19 protein-coding genes are annotated in these 23316 nt (G+C 64.9%); 8 read left to right on the top strand and 11 right to left on the bottom strand.

Features of this window, described 5'->3' with window-relative positions; genetic code table 11:
• The first annotated feature begins 93 nt into the window (after positions 1-93).
• Positions 94-1935 carry an asparagine synthase-related protein gene (locus WJU17_RS14595; protein ID WP_346328133.1) on the top strand — a complete coding sequence of 614 codons (1842 nt, stop codon included), beginning with the start codon at positions 94-96 and terminating at the stop codon, positions 1933-1935.
• Here WJU17_RS14595 and WJU17_RS14590 read toward each other — a convergent pair.
• Positions 1896-3614 (bottom strand): monovalent cation:proton antiporter-2 (CPA2) family protein, encoded by a 1719-nt coding sequence (locus WJU17_RS14590; RefSeq protein WP_346328132.1) that lies wholly within the window; start codon positions 3612-3614, stop codon positions 1896-1898. The two genes, WJU17_RS14595 and WJU17_RS14590, sit on opposite strands and share 40 nt — an antisense overlap.
• Before the next feature lie 201 nt (positions 3615-3815).
• Between WJU17_RS14590 and WJU17_RS14585 the strand changes: the two genes are divergently transcribed.
• Positions 3816-8603 carry an NAD-glutamate dehydrogenase gene (locus tag WJU17_RS14585; protein ID WP_346328131.1) on the top strand — a complete coding sequence of 1596 codons (4788 nt, stop codon included), beginning with the start codon at positions 3816-3818 and terminating at the stop codon, positions 8601-8603.
• A gap of 1 nt (position 8604) precedes the next feature.
• Here WJU17_RS14585 and purH read toward each other — a convergent pair whose 3' ends face one another.
• From purH to rpe, 3 genes are read right to left on the bottom strand one after another with little or no spacing between them, the layout of a single operon-like run.
• Positions 8605-10185 carry a bifunctional phosphoribosylaminoimidazolecarboxamide formyltransferase/IMP cyclohydrolase gene (gene purH / locus WJU17_RS14580; protein WP_346328130.1) on the bottom strand — a complete coding sequence of 527 codons (1581 nt, stop codon included), beginning with the start codon at positions 10183-10185 and terminating at the stop codon, positions 8605-8607.
• A gap of 29 nt (positions 10186-10214) precedes the next feature.
• Positions 10215-11885 carry a heparinase II/III family protein gene (locus WJU17_RS14575; protein ID WP_346328129.1) on the bottom strand — a complete coding sequence of 557 codons (1671 nt, stop codon included), beginning with the start codon at positions 11883-11885 and terminating at the stop codon, positions 10215-10217.
• A gap of 14 nt (positions 11886-11899) precedes the next feature.
• Positions 11900-12568, bottom strand: a complete 669-nt coding sequence (rpe, locus tag WJU17_RS14570; RefSeq protein WP_346328128.1) for a ribulose-phosphate 3-epimerase — start codon at positions 12566-12568, stop codon at positions 11900-11902.
• A 165-nt stretch (positions 12569-12733) separates the two neighbouring features.
• On the opposite strand from rpe, the gene WJU17_RS14565 reads away from it, so the two are divergent.
• From WJU17_RS14565 to WJU17_RS14555, 3 genes are read left to right on the top strand one after another with little or no spacing between them, the layout of a single operon-like run.
• Positions 12734-13759: an efflux RND transporter periplasmic adaptor subunit gene (locus WJU17_RS14565; RefSeq protein WP_346328127.1), complete on the top strand. Its 1026-nt coding sequence runs from the start codon at positions 12734-12736 to the stop codon at positions 13757-13759.
• Positions 13749-14993: an ABC transporter permease gene (locus tag WJU17_RS14560; protein WP_346328126.1), complete on the top strand. Its 1245-nt coding sequence runs from the start codon at positions 13749-13751 to the stop codon at positions 14991-14993. Before WJU17_RS14565 ends, WJU17_RS14560 begins: the two co-directional genes overlap by 11 nt.
• Positions 14993-15700 (top strand): ABC transporter ATP-binding protein, encoded by a 708-nt coding sequence (locus tag WJU17_RS14555; protein ID WP_346328125.1) that lies wholly within the window; start codon positions 14993-14995, stop codon positions 15698-15700. The genes WJU17_RS14560 and WJU17_RS14555 overlap by 1 nt, the downstream gene beginning before the upstream one ends.
• Here WJU17_RS14555 and WJU17_RS14550 read toward each other — a convergent pair.
• Entirely contained in the window at positions 15697-16989 is a 1293-nt protein-coding gene (locus tag WJU17_RS14550; RefSeq protein ID WP_346328124.1) for an RsmB/NOP family class I SAM-dependent RNA methyltransferase, read from the bottom strand. The genes WJU17_RS14555 and WJU17_RS14550 overlap by 4 nt on opposite strands.
• Before the next feature lie 192 nt (positions 16990-17181).
• On the opposite strand from WJU17_RS14550, the gene WJU17_RS14545 reads away from it, so the two are divergent.
• On the top strand, positions 17182-17790 hold the full coding sequence (locus tag WJU17_RS14545) for an exopolysaccharide biosynthesis protein (RefSeq protein WP_346328123.1): 609 nt from the start codon (positions 17182-17184) through the stop codon (positions 17788-17790).
• A 3-nt stretch (positions 17791-17793) separates the two neighbouring features.
• Here WJU17_RS14545 and htpX read toward each other — a convergent pair whose 3' ends face one another.
• Positions 17794-18648, bottom strand: coding sequence for a zinc metalloprotease HtpX (htpX, locus tag WJU17_RS14540; protein ID WP_346328122.1), 855 nt, complete (start codon positions 18646-18648; stop codon positions 17794-17796).
• A gap of 147 nt (positions 18649-18795) precedes the next feature.
• On the opposite strand from htpX, the gene WJU17_RS14535 reads away from it, so the two are divergent.
• Together WJU17_RS14535 and WJU17_RS14530 are read left to right on the top strand one after the other, a co-directional pair.
• Positions 18796-18951 (top strand): succinate dehydrogenase assembly factor 4, encoded by a 156-nt coding sequence (locus WJU17_RS14535; protein ID WP_346328121.1) that lies wholly within the window; start codon positions 18796-18798, stop codon positions 18949-18951.
• A gap of 44 nt (positions 18952-18995) precedes the next feature.
• On the top strand, positions 18996-19391 hold the full coding sequence (locus WJU17_RS14530; RefSeq protein ID WP_346328120.1) for an MAPEG family protein: 396 nt from the start codon (positions 18996-18998) through the stop codon (positions 19389-19391).
• Between the two features lie 73 nt (positions 19392-19464).
• On the opposite strand, the gene WJU17_RS14525 is transcribed toward WJU17_RS14530, so the two are convergent.
• The 5 genes from WJU17_RS14525 to WJU17_RS14505 all read right to left on the bottom strand — a co-directional run bounded on the left by WJU17_RS14525 (position 19465) and on the right by WJU17_RS14505 (position 23314).
• Positions 19465-20184 carry a TerC family protein gene (locus tag WJU17_RS14525; protein ID WP_346328119.1) on the bottom strand — a complete coding sequence of 240 codons (720 nt, stop codon included), beginning with the start codon at positions 20182-20184 and terminating at the stop codon, positions 19465-19467.
• 21 nt (positions 20185-20205) lie between these two features.
• Positions 20206-22146 carry an acetate--CoA ligase gene (gene acs, locus WJU17_RS14520; RefSeq protein ID WP_346328118.1) on the bottom strand — a complete coding sequence of 647 codons (1941 nt, stop codon included), beginning with the start codon at positions 22144-22146 and terminating at the stop codon, positions 20206-20208.
• A gap of 78 nt (positions 22147-22224) precedes the next feature.
• The gene (locus WJU17_RS14515) at positions 22225-22605 is read right to left on the bottom strand and encodes a Rieske (2Fe-2S) protein (protein ID WP_346328117.1); all 381 of its coding nucleotides are present in this window, start codon (positions 22603-22605) and stop codon (positions 22225-22227) included.
• A complete protein-coding gene (locus WJU17_RS14510; RefSeq protein WP_346328116.1) occupies positions 22602-23015 on the bottom strand; it encodes an EVE domain-containing protein in 414 nt (137 codons plus the stop codon). Before WJU17_RS14510 ends, WJU17_RS14515 begins: the two co-directional genes overlap by 4 nt.
• Before the next feature lie 2 nt (positions 23016-23017).
• Positions 23018-23314, bottom strand: coding sequence for a YciI family protein (locus WJU17_RS14505; RefSeq protein WP_346328115.1), 297 nt, complete (start codon positions 23312-23314; stop codon positions 23018-23020).
• Positions 23315-23316 lie beyond the last annotated feature (2 nt).

The following is a 23316-nucleotide window of genomic DNA, read 5'->3' as shown; positions in this document are numbered from 1 at the left end:
CATCACGGTCGAACCTGCCATTCCATTGGCTCCAAAGGCATTCTAGTATGACCCGTAGCGCGATCATCACGGCGTGCTACGGGGGCTCAGACGGTGGCGACACCCACATTCCTGGCGATCGTTTACGCCGAGGACGCCGCTCCGGCGGCGCGGCGCATCATGTCGGCCTGCGCGCCGGTCGGTGTCGAACATATGATGCTCGCCGACGGCGCGTTGATGTTCGGCTGGTGGAACCAGCCGCCCAAGCCAGGCGAGCCGTTGCTGGCAACCGTCGACGGCACCGGGGGCGCGCCCGACGTCGCGGTACCGCACCATCTCATCGACATGGCCCGCGCGCCGGAAGGCCTGCGTTCGATCGCGGTCCAGCACCGCAGCTATCTTTGGCTGGACAAGACCGGCGTCCTGTCCTGCTGGACGGATCATCTCGGCATATCGCGGCTCTATCACATTCGGACCGAGCGCTGCGACCTGATCACGGACGACGCCGGAATGGCGGCCGGTTTCGCAGCCGGTATCGACCCGGCGATGATCGCCAGCTTCCTGGTCAATGGCTGCATGCTGCGCGGACGCACCCTGTTCAGCGGCCTGCGCAGCCTGCCCCCCGCCAGCCTGGTGCGCATCGGACCGAACCGTCTTTCGGCCACGGCTTACTGGCGCTACCGCCCCGGCGACGATGTATGGCGGGACAAAAAGGAGATGGAACACGAGCTCTGGTCGCGGATCACCGGGGCCGTGCTGTCCCATGTGGCAGGCCGGCACCCTTTGCTCGCGCTCTCGGGCGGTTACGATTCGACGGCCATCCTCGGTATCCTTCACGGGGCGGGCGTCCAGACCAGCACCTTCTCGTTCAGCATGGGCGAGCCGCGGCGCGGCAGCGATCCCGATGCGGCGCGGCGCCAGGCGGCACTACTCGGCGTGCCGCATCGGGTCTACAGGATCGATGATTTCAGCGTCACGGGCATGATCGGCAGTCATGTCCGCGACGGTCTGTTCATGCGCAAGGGCTGCTTCGAAGTGGATGCCTTCGCGCGCGCCGCGGCCCATGCGCGCGAACGTGATCCCACATCCATGTTCTGCTTCGGCGACGAGGCATTCGGCCAGTCCGCATACCGCCTTGATACCAACGAGGATCTTCTGGGCTCGGCGGCACTCAAGGATCCGGCCCTGCTCGGCGCGATAGTGCCGGCCCTGACGAACGAGACAGCCGCCACGTTGCGCGCCGCGCTGCGGTTGGTCTACGGCGAAATTCTGAGCGCCGCGCCGAAGTCCTCAAATCTCGACGACATCAAGGACAGCCTGTTTCTCGATACCTTCCTGATCGCCAACATGGTGCAGATGCGCCATCTGGCCGTGGCACCCCTCCTGCCGTTCGCCTCCCCGTTCCTGGATCTGGGCGTGCTGGACATGGCGCGCCATATTCCCAGCGGAATGCGGGTCGAAAAGCGTTGCTTCGAATCCCTTGCCATGCGCCGGTTGCCTGCCCTCTTCCGCGCAAGACGGGCGTCGTTCCGGCAGTCGCAACCCGACCTTCACAAGGCCATACTCCTGCAGTCGGAAGAGCTTCGCGCGACGATCCGCGCCCTGCGCGATGGCATTCCCGGGATCATGGCTCCGACGGAGCTGGACGCCCTCCTGGACGCCGCCCTTCGCCCGCCAGCCCGCCGCAGTCGCCTGAGCCGTGCGACCGATTTCCTTGCCAGGGCGGCATTGAACCGAAATCTGGTGCCCGACGCGCTGCATGACGGGCTGAAACGCCGTTACTGGGGGCGATACCGTGCTGGCCCCACCCTGCCCACTTTTTTCGTCCGGGCGCTGCATCTCGCCCTGCTGATGGAGCGACATGCTTCCAGCGACCCCGCGGGGCTGCCGCTCAATCCACCGCCGGCGCCGATTGCCTATTCCCTCTCCTCGGCGGACGGCTTGATGCCGGTGTAGATCTGCTGGCGGAACGAGTCGACCAGCGGGAGGATCGCATCATCGGGCAATCCGCGCCCGCGCAGCACTTCAGCCGCGAGTTGCAGGCTCGATTCCATCATCTCCGGAACCGCCGTGCACGAACGACTTTTCATCAACTCACGCGCATCGTCCATATCGCGGGCCCGAACAAAGATTGTCAGATGCGGCCAGCGCTCATGAGCGGCGGCAAGGCACTGCCGCACCGCCGCCGGATCATCCAGCGTGATGACAAGCGACGACGCCTGTTCGACCCGGACCTTGTCCAGTATGTCCACACGCCTCGCATCGCCGAAGAATACGGGGGCGCCCGCCCGATAGAGCGGCGCCAGGCTTTCGGCATCAAGGTCCAGCGCCACGTAAGGGACTTTCTGCATGGTCAGCATCCGACCAACGGTGCGCCCGACGCGCCCGAACCCGGCGATGACGACATGATCGTCCAGGTCGCCAAACTCCTCGGGAAGGCCGCCCACCGGCGCCCGGCCAAGGCTGCGCCGGCCAAGCGCATCGCCCAACAGGCTGGCGAAGGGCGTGAGGACCATGGTCAAACCCGTCACGACCAGCATGAACTGGGCAGGCTCGGTCGCCATGATGCCTCCGGAAACCGCCGCCGCCACGACGACGAAGGCGAATTCTCCGCCCTGCCCCAGATAGAGACCGATCCGCATCGATTGCCCGAGCGGAAAGCGCCACAGGCGCGCCAAACCCGCGATGATCGCGGTCTTGATCATATAAAGACCGGCCACGGCGGCCAGCACCAAGGGCCAGCGGTCGACCACCAGAGACAGGTCGATCCGAAGCCCCACGGAAATAAAGAACAGCCCGAGCAGCAGGCCCTTGAACGGCTGGATGTCGGCTTCGATCTGGTGCCGGAATTCACTTTCCGACAACAGAAGCCCCGCGAGGAACGCTCCCAGCGCCATGGAGAGGCCTGCCTCGTCGGTCGCCAGCGCGGTGCCGAGAATGGCCAACAGCGTCAGCGCCAGAAACACTTCCGGGCTGCGCAATGCCGCCACCGCGCGGAACAGAGGCCTCAGGAGCAGCCGCCCCAGCAGCAAGATCACCAGCACGCAGCCGGCGGCCTTGAGCATCGCGACGCCGAAGGACAGGAGTTTCGATCCTTCCCCCGGTTCGCTCAGCACGCCCACGAGGAACAGCAAGGGGACCACCGCCAGGTCCTGAAACAGCAGGATCGCGAAAGCCGCGCGTCCGGGTCGCGACGAAATCTGCCCGCGTTCGACGAGCAGTTGCATGACCACCGCCGTCGATGAAAGCGCCATGCTGAGACCGAGCAGGAGGCTTGCCTCGGGCGGATTTCCCCAGAGATAGGCCAGTCCGCCGATGGCCGCCGCGCAGCCAGCGAGCTGCAGGGCACCCAGCCCGAAGACATAGCGCCGGGCCTTCCACAGCCGATCGAGCGAAAGCTCGAGACCGATGGTGAACATCAGGAAGACGACGCCCAGTTCCGCGAGCGCCTCGATGTTGTCGGCATCCGTCGCGATCCCGAGAACGGACGGACCGACAACGACACCCACGCCGAGAAAGCCGAGAATCGGGCTGATCCTGAGCATGCGCGAGACCGGCACCACGATGAGCGCCGTCACGAGAAACGTGAGCAGCTCATTCAGGTATGGAATGGCCGGATCGTGTACTGGAGGCATTCTCGGGACTTTCGGATCGGCAGCTCTGACGAAAGATACCGTGTTGCAGGGTCGCCGCCTTCGTCAAACAGCCACAGACACCATATAATGTAAGGGATGAAGACCCGCGCGGAAGACGATCGACCATTCCGCGGCAAGCCGCTGAAAACTTCACCGCGGCTGGGGCGTTGACACCTCGCGTGCAAACAGGGGGACGGCAAGATGGACAATCGCTGGGACCGGAAACAGCAACACCTCTCCAGCGTCGCCGACATGGCCCGTGCCAAACTGGCTCCGGAGGAGGCCGAGACATTCCTGGCGTTTGCCGAGAGGTTCTACGCGCGGGTGCCACCGGAGGACATCATCGAGCGCCGGACGTCGAGCCTGTTCGGCATCGCACTGTCCATGTGGCGCTTCGCCGCCACGCGCCAACCGGGCGCGCCGAAGGTGCGCGTGTTCAACCCGACCGTGGAAGACGCCGGATGGCAGGACCACAGAACGACCATCGAGATCGTCAACGACGACATGCCTTTCCTGGTCGATTCCGTATCGGCGGAGCTGAGCCGGCAGGGCCGCGAAATCCATATGCTGATCCACCCGGTGATGACGGTGGAGCGAAACATCGACGGCAAGCGGGACGCGAATGGCCTCGCCTTCGCGGAGTCCTACATGTATCTGGAAGTCGATCAGCTGACCGATCCGGTCGCGCTCGCGGAGATCGAACGCGGCCTTCAGGGCGTTCTCGCCGATGTCCGGATTACCTTCGACGACTGGCAGCCCATGCTGGCGAAGCTGAAGGAAAGCCGTGACCATCTGGCCGAATTCCCGGGGCCGTCCGATCCATCCGAGACAAAGGAAGCACTGGCTTTCCTGGAATGGCTGATCGACAACAACTTTACGTTTCTGGGCTTTCGCGATTACAGCTTCCATGCCGAGAGCGGCGCGATCAAGGCCGTCCCTGACCATGCGCAGGGTTTGGGCCTGCTTCGCGATCCGGACTTCCTGATCTTCAAGGGCCGGGTCGACAACAGGGTCCTGTCAGCGGATGTGCAGGAGTTCCTGAACGAGCCGACGCCGCTGATCGTCATCAAGGCCGATCAGCGCTCGCGCGTCCATCGCCCGGTCCAGTTGAACTATGTGGGTGTGAAGCGCTATGACGCTGACGGCAAGCTGGTCGGCGAGTGGCAGTTCGTCGGCCTGTTCACCAGCCTCGCCTACAGCATGCATCCCCGCTCGATTCCGCTGCTCCGGCGCAAGATCGACCTGGTCGTGCGCGAGGCCGGCTACAATCGCTACAGCCATGACGGCAAGATCCTGAACAACGTCCTGCAGACCTATCCGCGCGACGAACTGTTCCAGATCCACCCGGATGAACTGTACGAAATCGCGATCGGCATCGTGCGGCTGATGGAACGGCCGCACGCCAAATCCTTCATCCGCATCGGTCCCTTCGGACTGTTCGTTTCGGCGCTGATCTACATCCCGAAGGAAGCCTTCACCACGGCCCGTCTCAAGCAGATCGAGAAAATCTTCACCGAGGCCTATGGCGGTGAAATCAGCGCCGAGCATACCCAGGTCGGCGATTCGCCGCTGGCCCGGCTGCATCTGATGCTGAGCACGCCGCCGGGGGCGGTGCCCGACGTGAACCCGGAGGACATCGACCGCCGGATCGCCGCCGTGGTGAGAACATGGACCGATCACTTGAAGGACCGCCTGCACGAACGGTTCGGCGAGGAAGCCGGCAACCGTCACTGGATCCGCTATGCGCATGGTTTCGCATCGTCCTATTGCGAAGCCTATGAACCGGGGCTCGCGGTTTTCGACATCGAGAAACTGAACAATCTCAAGGCCCCGGACGGCATGGCGTTCAACGCCTACCGCCGCCCCGAGGATGCCCCGGGCGTGGTGCGGATCAAGATCTATCATGCCAGCCGGCTGATCCCGCTGAGCGAGTGCCTGCCCAAGCTGGAGAACCTCGGCCTGAAGGTGATCGAGGAACAGACCCACTCGATCCGGCCCAAGGGTGAAAGCCGCGAGGCCTGGATCCACGAATTCTATGCCATGGACGCGGCCGGCGACGATCTGGAACTGAGCGTTGTGAAGGAGCCGCTGGAGCAGATCCTGGCCGAACTTTGGGCCGGCCACGCGGAAGACGACAGCCTGAACAGCCTGGTGCTGAACACCGGCATGGTCTGGCGCGATGTCGTGATCCTGCGCGCGTACCTCAAATACATGCGCCAGGCCGGATCGACCTTCTCGCAGGGTTACCTCCGCCGCTCCCTGACGGCCAACGCGGCCATCGCCCGTAATCTGGTGGCCCTGTTCAAGGCACGCTTCGACCCCGACACCGCCAACAGCGAGGAAAGAGGCCGGATCGTCGATGAGATCAACACCCAGCTGGAATCGGTGGCCAGTCTCGACGAAGACCGCATCATCCGCAATTTCATGGACATGATCTGCTCCAGCCTGCGGACCAACTACTTCCAGACCGACGCCGACGGCGCGCCGAAGCATTATCTGGCGATCAAGCTGGCCAGCAATCTCGTCGACATGCTGCCCAAGCCGCGGCCGATGGTGGAGGTCTTCGTCTATTCCCCCTGGATGGAAGGCATCCACCTGCGCGGCGGCAAGATTTCCCGCGGCGGCATCCGCTGGTCCGACCGTCCGGAGGATTTCCGCACCGAAATCCTCGGCCTGATGAAGGCGCAGATGGTCAAGAACTCGGTCATCGTGCCGGTCGGCGCCAAGGGCGGCTTCGTGCCGAAGCGCCTGCCGGAAGGCGGCAGTCGCGAGGCCATCCAAGCCGAGGGCATCCACTGTTACCGCACGCTGATCTCGGGCCTGCTCGACATCACCGACAACATCGTGTCGGGCCTGCCGGTCCCGCCGGCGCGGGTCGTGCGTTATGACGACGACGATCCCTATCTGGTCGTGGCGGCGGACAAGGGAACGGCGAGTTTTTCCGACATCGCCAACGAACTCTCGCGGAACTATGGCTTCTGGCTCGATGATGCCTTCGCCTCGGGCGGCAGCAACGGCTATGACCACAAGGAGATAGGCATCACCGCGCGCGGCGCCTGGATCGGCGTGCAGCGTCATTTCCGGGAACTGGGGATCGACGTCCAGTCCCAGACGATCCGCGTCATCGGCATCGGTGACATGTCGGGTGACGTGTTCGGCAACGGCATGCTGCGGTCGAAGACGATCAAGCTGGTGGCGGCGTTCGATCACCGCCACGTCTTCATCGACCCCGACCCCGATCCGGAGACCAGCTTCGCCGAGCGCCAGCGCCTGTTCGAGCTGCCACGCTCGAGCTGGGGCGACTACAATACCGACCTGATCTCCAAAGGCGGCGGCGTCTTCCCGCGTTCGGCCAAGTCGGTGACGCTGACGCCGCAGATCCAGGCCATGCTGAACGTCGAGACGGACAAGATGACACCCGCGGAACTGATCCGCGCGGTGCTGATGGCCGAGGCCGACCTGCTCTTCGTCGGCGGCATCGGCACCTATGTGAAAGCCCATACCGAAACCCATGCCGATGTGGGCGACCGGGCCAACGACGCCCTGCGCATTGACGGCCGCGACCTGAAGGTGAGGGTCGTCGGCGAAGGCGGCAATCTGGGATTTACCCAGCGCGGCCGCATCGAATACGCCCTTACCGGCGGGCGGCTGAACACGGACGCGGTGGACAATTCGGGCGGCGTCGATTGCTCGGACAACGAGGTCAATATCAAGATCCTGCTGAACGCGCTGGTCGCCGAAGGCGATCTGACCATGAAGCAGCGCAACGTCCTGCTGCAGGAGATGACCGAGGACGTGGCCGCCCACGTGCTGGAGACGAACTACCGGCAGACGGAAATGCTGTCGACCACCGAGGCGCGGGCCGCCGAACTCCTGGATTCGCAGGCGCGCTTCATGCGGCGGCTGGCGCAGGAAGGATCGCTGGACCGCGACATCGAGTTCCTCCCCGATGACGAGGACATCGCCCGCCGCCAGTCGTCCGGCATCGGCCTGACCCGTCCGGAACTGGCCGTGCTGATGGCCTACGCCAAGATCTCCCTCTACCGCCGGCTGGAACGCAGCGACCTGCCGGACGATCCTCAGGTCATGCCCGACCTGATCGGCTATTTCCCGTCAGCCATGCGGTCGCGCTTCGAGGCGGATATTCCCCGGCATCAGTTGCGGCGCGACATCGCCTCGACGATTCTGGCGAACGAGATCATCAATCGTGCCGGCATCACCTTCGTCACCCGGGTCGCCGAGGAAACCGGCGCGGCGGTGGACCAGATCGCAGCCGCCTACATCGTCGCCCGCGACGTGATGGGCTTGCGCGCCATCTGGGACGAAATCGACAGCCTCGACAACAAGGTGCCGGCTTCCGTACAGACCGCCATGCGCCTGGAAGCCAAGGAAGTCCTGCACCGGAAGGCCATCTGGTTCCTGACGCATCTGGCGCTGCCGCTGGACATGGCGGCCACGGTGGAGCGCTTCGCGCCGGGCGTGGCGGCGTTGTTCAATTCGACGACGCTGATGGACGCACAATCCCGCGATGACCTGGCCGAGCATGCCGCGGCCCTTGAGAAGGACGGTGTGCCGTCGGCGCTGGCGCGCAAGATCGCGAGCATGGGACCGCTCGCCTCGGCCGTGGACATCGTGCTGTTGAACGAACGCGTGCAAGGCGAACTCGACGCGGTCGCTCGCGCCTATTTCGCCATTGGCGAGGCGGTCGGGCTGGAATGGCTGCGGGACGCAGCCGATCTGGCCGTCACCAACGACCACTGGGACAGTCTCGCGCTCGGCAGCATCATCGAGGATCTCTACGACCAGCAGCGCGATCTCACCGCCATGGCGCTGGAGGCGGGCGGGCCCGAGGCGTGGGACGAAACCCATGCCAAGGCGCTGCAGCGGGTGCGCGAGCTGAATGCCGAACTCCGCTCCAGCGGCACCATCACGGTGGCCAAACTGGGCTACGTCGCCCGGCAGATCAGGGGCCTGTTCGCCTCGGTCTAGATCAGTGCCTGAAGTGGCGCATGCCGGTGAACACCATGGCCAGACCGGCGGCGTCGGCGGCGTCGATCACTTCCTGGTCACGCATGGATCCACCGGGCTGGATCACCGCCGTCGCGCCCGCGTCGGCGGCGGCCAGCAGGCCGTCGGCGAAGGGGAAGAACGCGTCGGAGGCGACGACCGAGCCCTTGGTCAGTGGCTCGGGGTATCCGTTGGCCTCGGCGGCGTCGATCGCCTTGCGGGCGGCGATGCGGGCTGAATCCACGCGGCTCATCTGTCCGGCGCCGACGCCAACCGTGGCGCCGTCCTTCACATAGACGATGGTGTTCGACTTGACGTGCTTGCAAACACGGAAGGCGAACAACAGGTCGGTCAGCTCCCGCTCGGTCGGCGCCCGCTTGGTCACGACCTTCAAGCCCTCGCGGAACACGCGGCCATTGTCCCGGTTCTGCAGCAGATAACCGCCCGCGACGGATTTCACCGTCATGCCGGGCGCCGCCGGATCGGGCAGGCCACCTGCCAATAAAAGGCGCAGATTCTTCTTGCCCGCGATGATCTCGCGGGCCTCGTCGGTGGCGTCCGGGGCGATGATCACCTCGGTGAAGATCTTGGCGATCTCCGCGGCGGTTTCGCCGTCGAGGGTGCGATTCAGCGCGATGATGCCGCCGAACGCACTGACCGGATCGCAGGCCAGCGCCCGACGATAGGCCTCGGCCATGGACGGCGCGATGGCGACGCCGCAGGGATTGGCATGCTTGACGATGACCACGGCCGGCGTCTCGGCGGGATCGAATTCAGCGACCGCCTCGTAGGCGGCGTCGGTGTCGTTGAGGTTGTTGTAGCTGAGTTCCTTGCCCTGCAGTTGTCGCGCGGTGGCGACGCCCGGACGCTCGTCGCCCGAGACATAGAAGGCCGCCTGCTGGTGGGGGTTCTCGCCATAGCGCAGGGTCTGGCGCCGAGTGCCTGCGATGGTCAAACGCTCGGGGAAGGTGTCGCCGAGCTGGCCCGCGAACCAGCCGGAAATGGCGGAATCATAGGATGCGGTACGGCCATAGGCCACGGCGGCGAGCCGACGGCGCGTGGCCAGGGTGGTGGCGCCATTGTTCGCGGCCATGTCATCCATCACCGCGCGGTAATCGTCGGGCGACACCACCACGGTGACGAAGTGATGGTTCTTGGCGGCCGAGCGGATCATGGCAGGGCCGCCAATGTCGATGTTTTCGATGCAGGTCTCGAAATCCGCGCCGCGCGCCACGGTGGCCTCGAACGGGTAGAGGTTGACCACCAGCAGATCGATGGCGCCGATCTCGTGCTGCGCCATGGCATCCGCGTGCTTGTCGCGCAGCCCGAGCAGGCCGCCATGCACCTTGGGGTGCAGCGTCTTGACCCTTCCGTCCATCATTTCGGGGAAGCCCGTATAGTCCGCGACCTCGCGGACAGGGATGCCCTCGTCGGCAATCAGCTTGGCCGAGCCGCCGGTCGACAGGAGCTCGACACCGCGATCGGCGAGGAAACGGGCCAGCTCGATCAGGCCAGCCTTATCGGAAACGGAGAGCAGCGCCCTGCGAATGGGTTGATCGGTCATGGTCGTCTTTCTTCTTGTTCTTGCGGGTGTCAGATCTTCAGCAGTCGCCAGTTTATCTGCAGGCGCGGCGCGCCGCTGGTGCCGCTGACGACCAGTTGCCGGGTGCGCTCCACATGGCCGCGCTCCCCCAGATAGAGGCTCTCTTCGACATTGACGCCGTGGGTCGATTCGAACCGCCACAGCGCGCCACTGGGCAGGGTCAGTTCGACGGCGCCGCCATCAACCGTGCGCCGCGCCTCGACGCCGGGATGCAGGTGGAAGCGGATGTCGATGGGCGATTTGGGCCGCTTCTTGCGGTTCACCGACTTGAGCGCATCGATACCCTCGATGACCTTGCCGCTGCGCGCGACCTTCAGGATTCGCTCGTGCTCGTAGCCGAAGGCGGTGACGTAGCCATAGTGGGTGATGTCGAGACCGACCGTATCGTCCATCTCGTCCCGGACGGCGAGAACCTTCTTGGGCCGCTTGCCGATCCGCTGGTTGTCCAGGATCGGGAACGAGTTCTTGTTGTCGATGATCAGCGTCGAATGGGCGGCCGTGGTTCGGCTGACCTTGTGCAGGCCGTCATACAGGATTTCATCGCTGGAGCCGCAATTGACGATCAGCCGTTCCGCGCCGACCGACATTTCGAAACTGTTGGCGCTGGCATGGGCGCTGATGCTGAGGTCGCCCGGCGGCGGCGATCCCGCATCCATCAGCACGATGGTCTGGCCCGCCTGCACGCGCTGGAATCCCGAATAGATGGCGCCGCCCAGCGGCTTGCCCTGGGCTTTGGCGGCATCGAGAACCTGATCCAGTTCCTCGACGCTTTCCTCGAAACTGCCGTTGAACAGGGCGAGCTTGCTGTCGCCAAGACGGAAGAACCGCAGCATCGGCGCCATGCGGTCGATGGCGCGCTGGATATAGTTGGGCATGTCCTGGCTGGCGGCCTTCAAATCGGCCTTGAGCGCCACCAGGGCCTTGAGCGCCTCGTACTGATCGCTGGGATTGCGGGTGACGATGCAGCCATCGGCGAGGACCAGTCGGTCCAGCTCGCGCTCGAGAAGCTGCAGGCCCTTGGACAGGCGCCGCGCACCTTCCGGCAGGCAGAAACCGCTATAGATCAGACCGATCAGCGCCAGCAAACGGGGCAGACCGTCACGGGCCGTCGGCGCGGTGCGGGCCAGATGGCGCGCCTGGCGGGCCATGCTGTTCATCACCGCGCTGTGATGCACCAGATCCTGCGTGCTGACCGCCATGCTGGCGTTGCTCATCCAGGCGATCAGTCGGTGGGCGATCACTTCCGGCTGCCAGGCGACCGGATCCCAGTCGTGGAAATCCTGCAGCCACTTCTTGATCAGTACTTCCACATGCCGCTTGGCCGCATCGCCGCCCTGGGCGCGGAAATGCCGCAGCCACGAAAAGCCATGCAGCTCGTCGAGCCAGGCCTGGCTCGGCGCCTGCAGGCGCCAGGGGTTTTCATTGGGCGCGCTGACCGTGTGACCCGCGAAGGTATATTGTCCACGGAACAGCGCATCGGCCACGGCGACATCGCCGCCCCAATGGTTCTTGGGATTGAACTTGATCTGTACCGGATGCGCGCCCTTGAGCACGCGGCGGTACAGGAACGTATCATAATAGGAGTTGCGAAGCCGCTGACGCAGACTGCGCGATACGGCGCGCGTCGGGTCGATGAACTTGCTTTTCGCCTTCCTGGGCATGGCGCTCCGAAGTTTCAGGCCGTCAGGCCGCGTAACTGGCGAATATTCCCGGCATACTGCGCCGGTCCTCCCTTGAACGCCGCGGTCCCCGCGACCAGCACGTCGGCGCCGGCCGCAATCACGCGGGCGGCATTATCCGCGCCGACACCGCCATCGACTTCGAGATCGATCTGGCGGCCGCTACGGTCGATCATCGTACGCAGCCTTTCGATCTTGGCAAGCTGACTGTCGATGAAAGATTGGCCACCGAAGCCCGGATTGACGCTCATCACCAAAATCAGGTCGATATCGTCCAGCACGAAGTCCACCGCTTCGACCGGCGTCGCCGGATTGAGCGAGACTCCCGCTTTCGCCCCGGTCGCCTTGATGCTCTGGATGGTGCGGTGCAGGTGCGGGCCGGCTTCGGGATGCACGGTGATGATGTCGGCGCCCGCGTCGGCGAAGGCCTGAATGAACGGATCCACTGGCGAGATCATCAGATGCACGTCGAACGGCTTGTCGCTGTGCGGCCGGAGCGCCTTGATGACCGACGGGCCGATGGTGAGATTGGGCACGAAATGCCCGTCCATCACGTCGATATGGATGTAGTCCGCGCCCGCTTCGGTGATTGCGCGAACTTCTTCGCCCAACTTCGCGAAATCAGCGGATAGGATGGACGGTGAGATACGGACCTGTTGCTGCATAGACCGTGCTTACCAACTTGGCATTGCGCCCGCAAGCATGACGCATGTTTTTTCATGCGCCTCATTGTTTTAGGTCATGGCGTTGGCGATGGTACCGACAGGTAACTATTTGTCTGCTATGCCTGGTGCCTCGCGCCCTCCAAGCTTGCCTGCCGGTGACCCTCGATGCGGAAATGGATTGTTCGATCTCTTGTTGCCGCCGCCCTGATCGCGGTGGCCGGCGGCGTGCTGTGGTGGCGGACCGGGCCAGTGGCGGTCGAAGTCGCCTCGCCCCGGATCGGTCCGGCCGTGGAGGCGGTCTATGCCTCCGGGACGGTGGAGCCGACCGTGATGATGCCCATCGCCCCCAAGCTCAGCGGGCGGCTGGTGCAGATGCTGGTGGACGAAAGCGCCTCGGTCACGAAGGGGCAGAAACTGGCCGTGTTCGACAACGAGGAAATGGCCCAGTCCGTGCGGGAATGGGAGGCGCGGGTGCGCTTCAGCCAGAGCCAGTACGACCGCGCCGCCGAGCTGTTCGGGCGCGGCGTCGGCACGGGCGTGGCGCGGGATTCGGCGCGCAATGACCTGGAAACCGCCAAGGCCTCGCTGGCGCGGGTGCGCAAGCAGATGAGCGAGATGGCGTTGACCGCGCCGGAAACCGGCACCATCATCCGGCGCGATGGCGAGGTGGGCCAGGTATTTCCCGCCGGCGAGGCGCTGTTCTGGATGTCCTGTTGCGCGCCGCTGCGCGTGTCGGTCGAAGTGGACGAGGAAGACATCCCCCGCGTCAAGCCGGGCCAGCAGGCCCTGATCCGTTCTGAGGCGTTTCCCGGCAAGGTGCTCGACGGCAAGGTCAGCGAGATCACGCCCAAGGGCGACCCGGTCGCACGCAGCTTTCGCGTCCGCATCGGCCTGCCCGAAGACACGCCCCTGCTGATCGGCATGACCGCCGATACGAATATCGTCACCGCGACCCGGCAGAATGCCCTGCTGCTGCCCGCCGGCTCGGTGAATGATGGCAAGGCCTGGGTCGTCCGGGGCGATAAGCTCGCGCAAATTCCCGTCACGACGGGCGCGTCCGGCGCGGACTGGGTCGAGGTCACGAAAGGTCTGACCCGCAAGGACAAGGTCGTCGTCAATCCGGCCGACACGTTGCGTGAGGGGCGCCGCGTGACCATCACGGTGCCCGGGACGAAAAAGAGTGGCCCTTAACCTCAAGATCGCCATCACCCATCTATCGAGCCGGCGACGCCAGACGCTGATGTCGCTGCTCGGTGTCATGCTGGGCGTGGCCTTCTTCATGGCGGTCAGTTCGCTGATGCGCGGATCCGAACGGGACTTCATCGAGCGGTTGGTCGATTCCGCCCCGCACATCACCGTCAGCGACGAATTCCGCGATCCGCCTCCTCAGCCGGCCGCGATCCGATATCCGGATGCCGCGGTGGCCATCACCAACGTCAAGCCGCGCACCGAAGTGCGCGGTATTCGCGGCTACAAGCAGAAGATGGCCTATATCGCGCGTCTGCCCGGCGTGCGGGTCGCCCCGGTCCTATCCGGGCAGATCATTCTCACCTTCGCCGGCAAGGAAGAAGGCGTTCTCATGAACGGCGTGGTGCCGGACCTGATGAAGGGCGTCAGCGACATCGAGGACAAGATCGTCGCCGGCTCGCTGGACGTGCTGTCGGGTAATCCCAACGGCATCATCATCGGCCGCTCGCTGGCGAAGAAGATGAACCTGGACATGGGCGACACCCTGACCGTGTCGTCGCCTGTCGGTCTGGTGCGCACCATGAAGATCGTCGGCCTGTTCGACACCGGCGTGACCAGCGTCGATGAGGGCCAGGCCTATGTTCTGCTGAAGCGCGCGCAAGTCCTGCTGGGCCGGCCCGACCGCGCCAACCTGCTGGTGATGCAGCTGGACGACGCGTACGCCTCGCGCGAGATCGCCGCGCGGATCGAAAAGCAGATCGGCTACCGCGCGCAATCCTGGCAGGAGGCCTCGGAAAGCCTCATGTCGGTCCTGCTGGTGCGCAACATCATCATGTACAGCGTGGTCAGTGCCATCCTGGTCGTCGCGTCGTTCGGCATCTACAACATCATCTCGACGGTGGTGATGGAAAAGCGCCGCGACATCGCCATCCTGAAATCCATGGGCTTCTCGGCACGCGACATCCGCCGCATCTTCCTTTGGGAAGGCACCATCATCGGCGCCATGGGCAGCGTCGGCGGCATCGGCCTTGGATTGGCGCTGATGGCCCTGCTGGGGTCGCTGCAGTTCGAGCCGCCCGGCATCACGGGCGCCATCAACCTGCCGATCTACTGGGGCATCGACCAGGCGCTGCTCGCCTGCGCCTTCGCCACGCTGTCGGCCATGGGCGCGGCGTATTTTCCGGCGCGCAAGGCCGGTCAGGTTCATCCGGTCGACATTCTGCGGGGACAGGCCTGATGACCGAGGTGCTGCACGCCGAGAACGTGACCCGCATCCTGCCCGGACCGGTTCCCGTGACGCTCGTGCGCGGCGCCCATGTAAGCATCAACCGGGGCGAGTTCGTCAGCATCATGGGGCCTTCCGGCTCGGGCAAGTCCTCGCTGCTGTATCTCCTGGGCCTGCTCGACATGCCCACCTCCGGGACCATTCGGCTTGACGGGCAGGAGGTCAGCAACCTGCGTGAGGACGAGATCGCCCATATCAGGCTGGAAAAACTGGGCTTCGTCTTCCAGTTCCATTTCCTGCTGGCCGAATTCTCCGTGATGGACAACGTCATGCTGCCCATGGCCAAGCTGGGCCGGCTGAACGACAAGCAACGGCGCGCGCGCGCCGAGGAACTGCTGATCGACCTGGGGCTCGAGGATCACCTGCGCAAGCGGCCTGACCAGCTGTCCGGTGGCCAGCGCCAGCGCGTCGCCATCGCCCGCGCGCTGGCCAATGACCCGCTGATCATCCTGGCCGATGAACCGACCGGAAATCTGGACTCCGTGTCCAGCGCCAATGTGCGCGACATCCTGTCCGAACTGGTACACGAGCGGAACAAGACGGTCCTCGCGGTGACGCACGACCCCGAATTCGCGCGCGCCGGCGACCGCCAGATCCACATCGTGGACGGCCGTATCGCGACGGATGGAATGAGCGGGACCGTTACTGCCCGGCCTTAGCCCTGCTTGACCAGGCGTGCCGCGTAAAAGCCGTCCATGCCGCCCTGTTCGGCGAGATGGAACGGCAGAGTCCGCAGGTCGCCGTCGCCGGTGATCAGGTCGGCGAGGCCGCCAACTTCGGCGGCGGTCACGGGGGCGCGGCGGAAGTCCGGATTGGCTTTCAGGAAGCCCGCGATCTGCTGGGGGCCTTCCTCGGGCTGCAGCGAGCAGACGCAATAGACCAGCATGCCGCCGGGCTTCAGCATGGACGCGGCGTTCTTCAGCAGCTGGGCCTGGACGGGGCGCACGGTGGCGACGTCCCGCTCGGTCTTCAGCCAGAGCACGTCGGGGTGGCGCCGGATGGTGCCGGTGGCGGAACAGGGCGCATCGAGCAGCACGATGTCGACCGGCGCGGGCGGTGTCCAGGCCGCGCCATCGGCGGTCACGACCTCGGCCGTCAACTTCAGCCGGCGCAGATTGGCGTTGAGGGTGCGCAGGCGGGGCGCGGAACGATCGATGGCGGTCACCGCCGCGCCGCCCGAGGCGAGCTGCGCCGTCTTGCCACCGGGCGCCGCGCACAGATCCACCGCGGTCTTTCCGGCGACATCGCCGAACAGACGCACCGGCATGGCCGCCGCCGCATCCTGAATCCACCACAGGCCATCACTGTAGCCCGGCAATTCCTCGATCCGGCCGCCCGCGGGCATCCGCACCGTCCCGGTCGGCAACACCTGCCCGCCCAGTTTGGCCGCCCATGGCTTCAGGTCCTGGCCTGGCTTGAACGTGATATCGAGAGGCGCCTCACGCAGATGCAACTCGGCGATCTGGCGCGCGGTCTTGCCACCATAGGCCTTGGACCAGCTGTCCCAGAGCCATTTCGGCGTGTTGAGGCGCGGGCCGTCCTGCTGGGCCCGCTTCGGCACGCCCTCCTGCGACAGACGGCGCAGCACGGCGTTGATGACACCTTTGAAATTCGCCACGCGCCGGTCCGCATGCTCGTCCGCCAGGGTGACCGAGGTGTCGATGGCGGCATGGGCCGGCGTATTGAGAAACAGCAGCTGGGCGACGCCGAGGCGCAGAATGTCGCGCGGCACGGGCATGGCCGGCGGGAGCGGTTTCTGCAGGCAGCCGTCGATGAGATCGTCGATCTGGCCCAGCCTGCGCAGGGTGGTCGCGGTCAGCTGACGGACGAAGCCGCGATCCTGCGGGCTCAACGGCTCCGCGGCACGCGCGAATGAATCGTCGAAGGGAAGGCGCTTGGCGAGCACCGTTTCGAGCAGGGCGAGAGCAGTCTGGCGAGCGACATCCATGGCCTTTCAGTAGTCGGCGGCAAGGCGCTATTCAAGCGCTGTTTGGATGTGTCGCAAGCATTTCACGGAGACGGGCGGAGACAGTCACCGAATGATCTGATAAGGCTGACATTCGTGATCATGGACATGCCTCCCGACCCATCGCTTCCCGTTCCCGCAGCGCCCCGGCGCGGCGATGGGCATGGGCCCAAATTGTCGGAGCTGCTGACCCAGATCGCCGCCGATCATCCGCGCGAGCGAATCTCCATCGCCGACATCATGGCGCGCATGGACGACCGGGCGTATGGCGCGCTGATGTTCATTTTCGCGATGCCGAACCTGCTGCCGACACCGCCGGGAACATCGTTGATCCTCGGCACGCCGCTGCTGTTTCTCGCCGCGCAGTTGACCATCGGCATGCGGGTACCATGGCTCCCCCGGATCATCGGCAGCCGGTCGTTGCTGCTGACCGATTTCGCGGCGATCATCGCACGAATCGCGCCGCTGATGGAACGGGCGGAGCGGCTGATGCGGCCGCGGCTGACGCTGTTGGCCACGCGGCCGCTGGACCAGATCATCGGCGCCGCCTGCGTCGTTCTCGCCGCGATATTGTTTCTGCCGATCCCGCTGGGCAACATGCTGCCGGCCCTGGCCATCTGCCTGTTCTCGCTGGCCCTGCTGGAGCGCGATGGCGCCGTGGCGCTGCTGGGCTGGCTGACGGCGATCGTCTCGGTCGCCGTCGTATCCGGCGTGGTTTACGCCATGGTCAAGAGCGCCATCTTCCTGCTGTCGGACGTCCTCGGCCTTGTGAGCCCGAAATAGGGCTCAGCCCCACGGACCGGCACCCGCGTCCGCCATCTGGCGCAGGGCGGCGATGCGGTTCTCAGTACGGGGGTGGGTCGTGAACAGCCCATCCATGCGGCCGCCATGCAGCGGGTTGACGATGAACATGTGCGCCGTCGCCGGGTTCTGCTCGGCCGCCGGATTGTCGATCCGGCGCGCGCCCTGCTCCAGCTTGCCCAGCGCCGAGGCCAGCCACATGGGGCGGCCGCAGATTTCCGCGCCGGCGCGGTCCGCCGCATATTCGCGGGTGCGCGAGATCGCCATCTGCACCAGCATGGCGGCGATCGGGGCCAGGATCATCATGGCGATGGAGCCGACGATGCCCATGGGATTGTCGCGGTTGCCACCGAAGAAGAAGGCGAAGTTCGCCAGCATGGAGATCGCGCCCGCGACCGTCGCCGTGATAGTCATGATCAGCGTGTCGCGGTTCTTGATGTGCGCCAGCTCGTGCGCCACCACACCGGCCAGTTCCTGATGGCTCAGCATGCGCAGAAGGCCGGTAGTCACCGCCACCGCGCCATGCTGGGGATCGCGGCCTGTGGCAAAGGCATTGGGCTGGTCTTCGTCGACAATGTAGACCTTCGGCATGGGAATGCCGGCATTGTGCGCCAGGTCCGCGACCATTTCATAAAGCTCGGGCGCCGAGCGCTGATCCACCGGCTGCGCGTTGTGCATGCGCAGCAGCATCTTGTCGGAGTTCCAGTAGGCGAACATGTTCATGCCCGCCGCGACCAGCAGCGCGACCAGTGCGCCGGCCCCGCCGCCGATCATGGCGCCGATACCCATGAACAGCGCGGTCAGCGCCGCCATCAGCAAGGTTGTGCGAAACCAGTTCATTGTCGTTCGGGCCTCTGAGTGATTGAGCCTCCGGTATGTAATAACTCCGGTTCCGTCTTCAATCCCGTTCGGTCGTGGGGAAATCGCGGCTTGGCCGCATGGCCGACCGGTGCCATATCTGGTTCTGGCAATCAGGCGGAGCCTTGCATGACCGATGAGACAAAAAAGCAGCCCGACGAGACGGTAAAGCCGGCCGAGCCGGCGAAGGTGGACGATAAGCCGAAAGAGTATGGTGGGCCCAAGGGTCCCGAGCCGACGCGGTACGGCGACTGGGAGCGCAATGGCATCGTCAGCGATTTCTAAGCCGCGTCGCGATATGATCCCTTCCTGACCAGGGGAGGATGTCCATGATCGAGGCCAAACTGACGGCGCTGGTGACCATCGCCGTCATCTTCTACACCATTTTGCTGAGTTTCCGCGTGGGTGCGCTACGCGGCAAGACCGGTGTTGCCGCGCCGGCGACCAGCGGCCATCCCACTTTCGAACGGGCCTACCGCGTTCACCTCAACACGGTGGAGCAGCTGGTGCTGTTCCTGCCGGTTCTCTGGCTCGCGGTGCCTGTCGTCGGAGACGTCTGGACGGCAGCCATCGGCGTGGTATGGCTGATCGGGCGTGTGCTTTACGCCGTTACCTACACGAGGGACCCGGCGAAGCGAGGCGCCGGCATGCTGATCACCCTGGGCGCGACCCTGGCCCTGATGGCGATCACGGTCGTCGGCGTGGCGCGGGGCTTCATGGCCTGAACGAAACCGGCGCCCTTGCCGAGAGGCAAGAGCGCCGTGACAAGTCCCTGAACCTGGCGCGGCAGGCCGCGGGCTAGTGGCTCTTGTTCGCGCGCCGCTTCTGCACGGCGAGGTTCAGCACCTCGACCAGGACGGAGAAGCCGATCGCCGCATAGATGTAGCCGCGTGGCAGATGGAAGCCAAAGCCATCGGCGATCAGCGCCATGCCGATCATGAGCAGGAAGCTGAGCGCAAGCATCTTGGTGGTCGGATGTTTATGAATGAAATCCGAGATCGGTCCGGCCGCGAACAGCATCACCCCGATGGCGATGACGACCGCGACGATCATGATCTCGATATGCTCGGCCATGCCGATGGCGGTCAGCACCGAGTCGAACGAGAACACGATGTCGAGCAACATGATCTGCAGGATGGTCATGCCGAAGGCGGCATGAACCCCGACCTTGCGCACTTCCTCGACGCCCTCGATGGAATGATGGATCTCCGTGGTCGCCTTGACGACGAGAAAGACGCCGCCGGCGATCAGGATGATGTCGCGCCATGAAATCTCGTTGTCCATGACGGTGAACAGCGGCTCGGTAAGCTGAATCAGCCAGACGATGGCGAACAGCAGGATCACGCGCATCACCAGAGCCGCGCCCAGGCCGAGCACACGCGCCTTGGCCTGTTGTTCGGGCGGTAGCCGCTGGACCAGCAACGCGATGAAAATCACGTTGTCGATACCGAGGACGATTTCCATCAGGGTGAGCGTAAGCAGCGACGCCCATGCGTCAGGATTGGTCAGCAACTCCATGTGGATCGTCCCCTCGACGCGCTAATGTCTGTTGAGTCTGTTGTCTACAAGGTCGGACACCACCCCCGGTTCCGCCAAGGTGGAAATATCGCCTAAATTTCCCTGATCGTCTTCCGCGATCTTGCGCAGGATGCGGCGCATGATCTTGCCGGACCGGGTCTTGGGCAGCCCGGGGGCGAACTGCAGCAGGTCCGGCGCGGCGATCCGGCCGATTTCCTTGCCGACCCAGGCGACGAGTTCCTTGCGCAACTCCTCCGTCGGCGTCTCGCCCGCATTCAAGGTGACATAAGCATAGATGCCCTGCCCCTTGATGTCGTGGGGATAGCCGACGACGGCGGCCTCGGCGACCTTGGGATGGGCGACCAGCGCGGACTCCACCTCGGCCGTTCCGAGCCGGTGGCCGGAGACGTTGATGACATCGTCCACCCGGCCCGTGATCCAGTAATAGCCGTCCTCGTCGCGGCGGCAACCGTCGCCAGTAAAATACTTGCCGGGATACGCGCTGAAATAGGTGTCGATGAAACGCTGGTGGTCGCCATAGACGGTCCGCATCTGACCCGGCCAGGACTCGGTCAGTACCAGATTGCCGCTGGCGGCGCCTTCCAGCACCTTGCCTTCGGCATCGACCAGTTCGGGCTTCACGCCGAAGAAGGGACGCGTGGCGGAACCGGGCTTCAGCGGCGTCGCGCCGGGCAGCGGTGTGATGAGAATGCCGCCGGTCTCGGTCTGCCACCAGGTGTCGACGATGGGGCAGCGGCCGTCGCCCACCACGTTGTGGTACCAGAGCCAGGCTTCCGGGTTGATCGGCTCGCCGACGCTGCCGAGCAGGCGCAGCGACGCCCGCGACGTCTTCTTCACCGGCGCCTCGCCTTCGCGCATCAGGGCGCGGATGGCGGTCGGCGCCGTGTAGAAGATGTTGACCTTGTGCTTGTCGATGACCTGCCAGAAACGCGAGCTGTCCGGCCAGGTGGGAATGCCCTCGAACACCAGCGTCGTCGCGCCATTGGCCAGCGGACCGTAGACGATGTAGCTGTGACCGGTGACCCAGCCCACATCGGCGGTGCACCAGTAGATGTCGCCGTCGTGATAGTCGAACACGTACTGGTGAGTCATCGCCGCGTGCAGCAGATAGCCGCCGGTGGTGTGCAGCACGCCCTTCGGCTTGCCCGTCGAGCCGGAGGTGTAAAGGATGAACAGCGGGTCTTCGGCGCTCATTTCCTCGGGCGCACAGTAGGCGGCCACATGGGCCGCCGCCTCGTCATACCAGACGTCGACGCCCTCGTTGAACGCCACATCGCCGCCGGTGTGACGCACGACGATCACCGACTTGACGCCGGGACACTTCTTCAGCGCCTCATCCGTGTTGGCCTTGAGCGGAACGCGCCGTCCGCCGCGAACGCCCTCATCGGCGGTGATCACCACCGCCGACTCGCAGTCGACGATACGGCCGGCCAGACTGTCCGGCGAGAACCCGCCGAACACGACCGAATGCACGGCCCCGATGCGGGCACAGGCCAGCATGGCGTAGACCGCTTCCGGGATCATCGGCATGTAGATGGTGACCCGGTCACCCTTGCGGACGCCGCGCGCCTTCAGCACGTTGGCGAAGCGGCATACATTGTCGTGCAGCAAGCGGTAGGAAATGTGCTTCGAGACGGAAGGATCATCGCCTTCGTAGATCAGGGCCGTCTGGTCGCCGCGCGTCTCCAGATGGCGGTCGATGCAGTTCGCGCTGACGTTCAGCGTACCGTCCTCGAACCATCTGATCCCGACATCGCCCTCGAACGAGGTGTTCTTGACCCGCGAATAGGGCTGGATCCAGTCGAGCCGCTTGCCCTGCTCGCCCCAGAAAGCCTCCGGGTCGTCGATGGAGCGCTGATACATCTCCTCGTAGCCGGCCGCGTCGATCCAGGCCCGTTCCGCCCAGGCTTCAGAAACTGGAAACACCTGTTCATCGCTCATCGCACGCTCTCCCTGTCTGCCGGAGCGGGATGATAGGGGGCGAGCGCGTACCCGCACAATATGGATGATTCGGCGGGGTCAGCCGGCGAGGATGTTGTCACCATCGACGCGCAGGCGGATCGGCGTGAGCCAGCGGCCCTTGCACGGGCCTTCGACGCAGTAGCCGTCCTCGACCCGGAAAAGCGCGCCATGATGGGCGCACCGGAGGTAGCGCCCCGACGCATCCAGATACTGACCGCCCCGGTAATCCAGCGGCAGCTTCAGGTGCGGGCATGAATCCCGGTAGGCATGAATCTCGTCCCTCCAGCGCTGGATGAAGATGTCGTAACGCAATTCGCCATCGCGGAACTGCAGGGCGCGCGCGCCTTGCGCCGCCAGATCGCTGACGCGGCACAGCACCGTCCCCGCTGGTGGAGCGCCCGGGATTTCGCCCAGACTCTCCGGCCGGGGCCGTTTCACGGGTCGATGCCCGCCAGGCCGCAGATGATCTGCCAGTGCTCGTCGCCGACCGGCACCACGGATAGGCGCGACTGGCGCACCAGCGCCAGATCGGCAAGGCGCGGATCGGCCTTGATCTGGGCGAGCGACACCGGCTCCGGCACCGGTGCGACCGCCTTCAGGTCAACCGTGACGAACCGGCCGGATGGATCCGTCGCATCCGGATAGGCTTCCTTGACCACCTCCACCACGCCGACGATCTTTTTCTGATCGACCGAATGATAGAAGAAGGCCTTCTCGCCCACCTTCATGGTTTTGAGGTTGAGCGCGGCCTGATGGTTGCGCACGCCGGTCCAGGAGGTCACGCCATCACGCACCTGATCGTCCCACGACCACGCGCCCGGTTCGGACTTCACCAGCCAGAACGCCATGCTCAGAGCTTTCCGGCCAGGACGCCCAGCGGCAGGCGGATCGCGGTCACGTCGATGCTGCCGAAAACCCCTTCGGTCCAGTAAGGATCGTTGAAGGCGTGCTCGCGGACGGTCTCGATGTCGTCGGCGTCGATCAGCAGCATGCTGCCCTTCATGTTGCCCGTGCTTTCGTCGATCATCGGCCCGGCCAGCAGCACCTTAAGCGGCGTCTTCTGCCAGTATTCCAGATGGCGCGGGCGGGTATTGGCGCGGGCGTCGGGAGAGTCCGGCTTGTCCAGGCCCCAGATCACATAGTGCATGT

It is taken from the genome of Iodidimonas sp. SYSU 1G8 (genome assembly GCF_039655775.1).
Lineage (GTDB): Bacteria > Pseudomonadota > Alphaproteobacteria > SMXS01 > SMXS01 > RI-34.
Note: the sequence above shows the minus strand (reverse complement) of the source record. Positions and strands in the feature narration are given on the sequence as shown.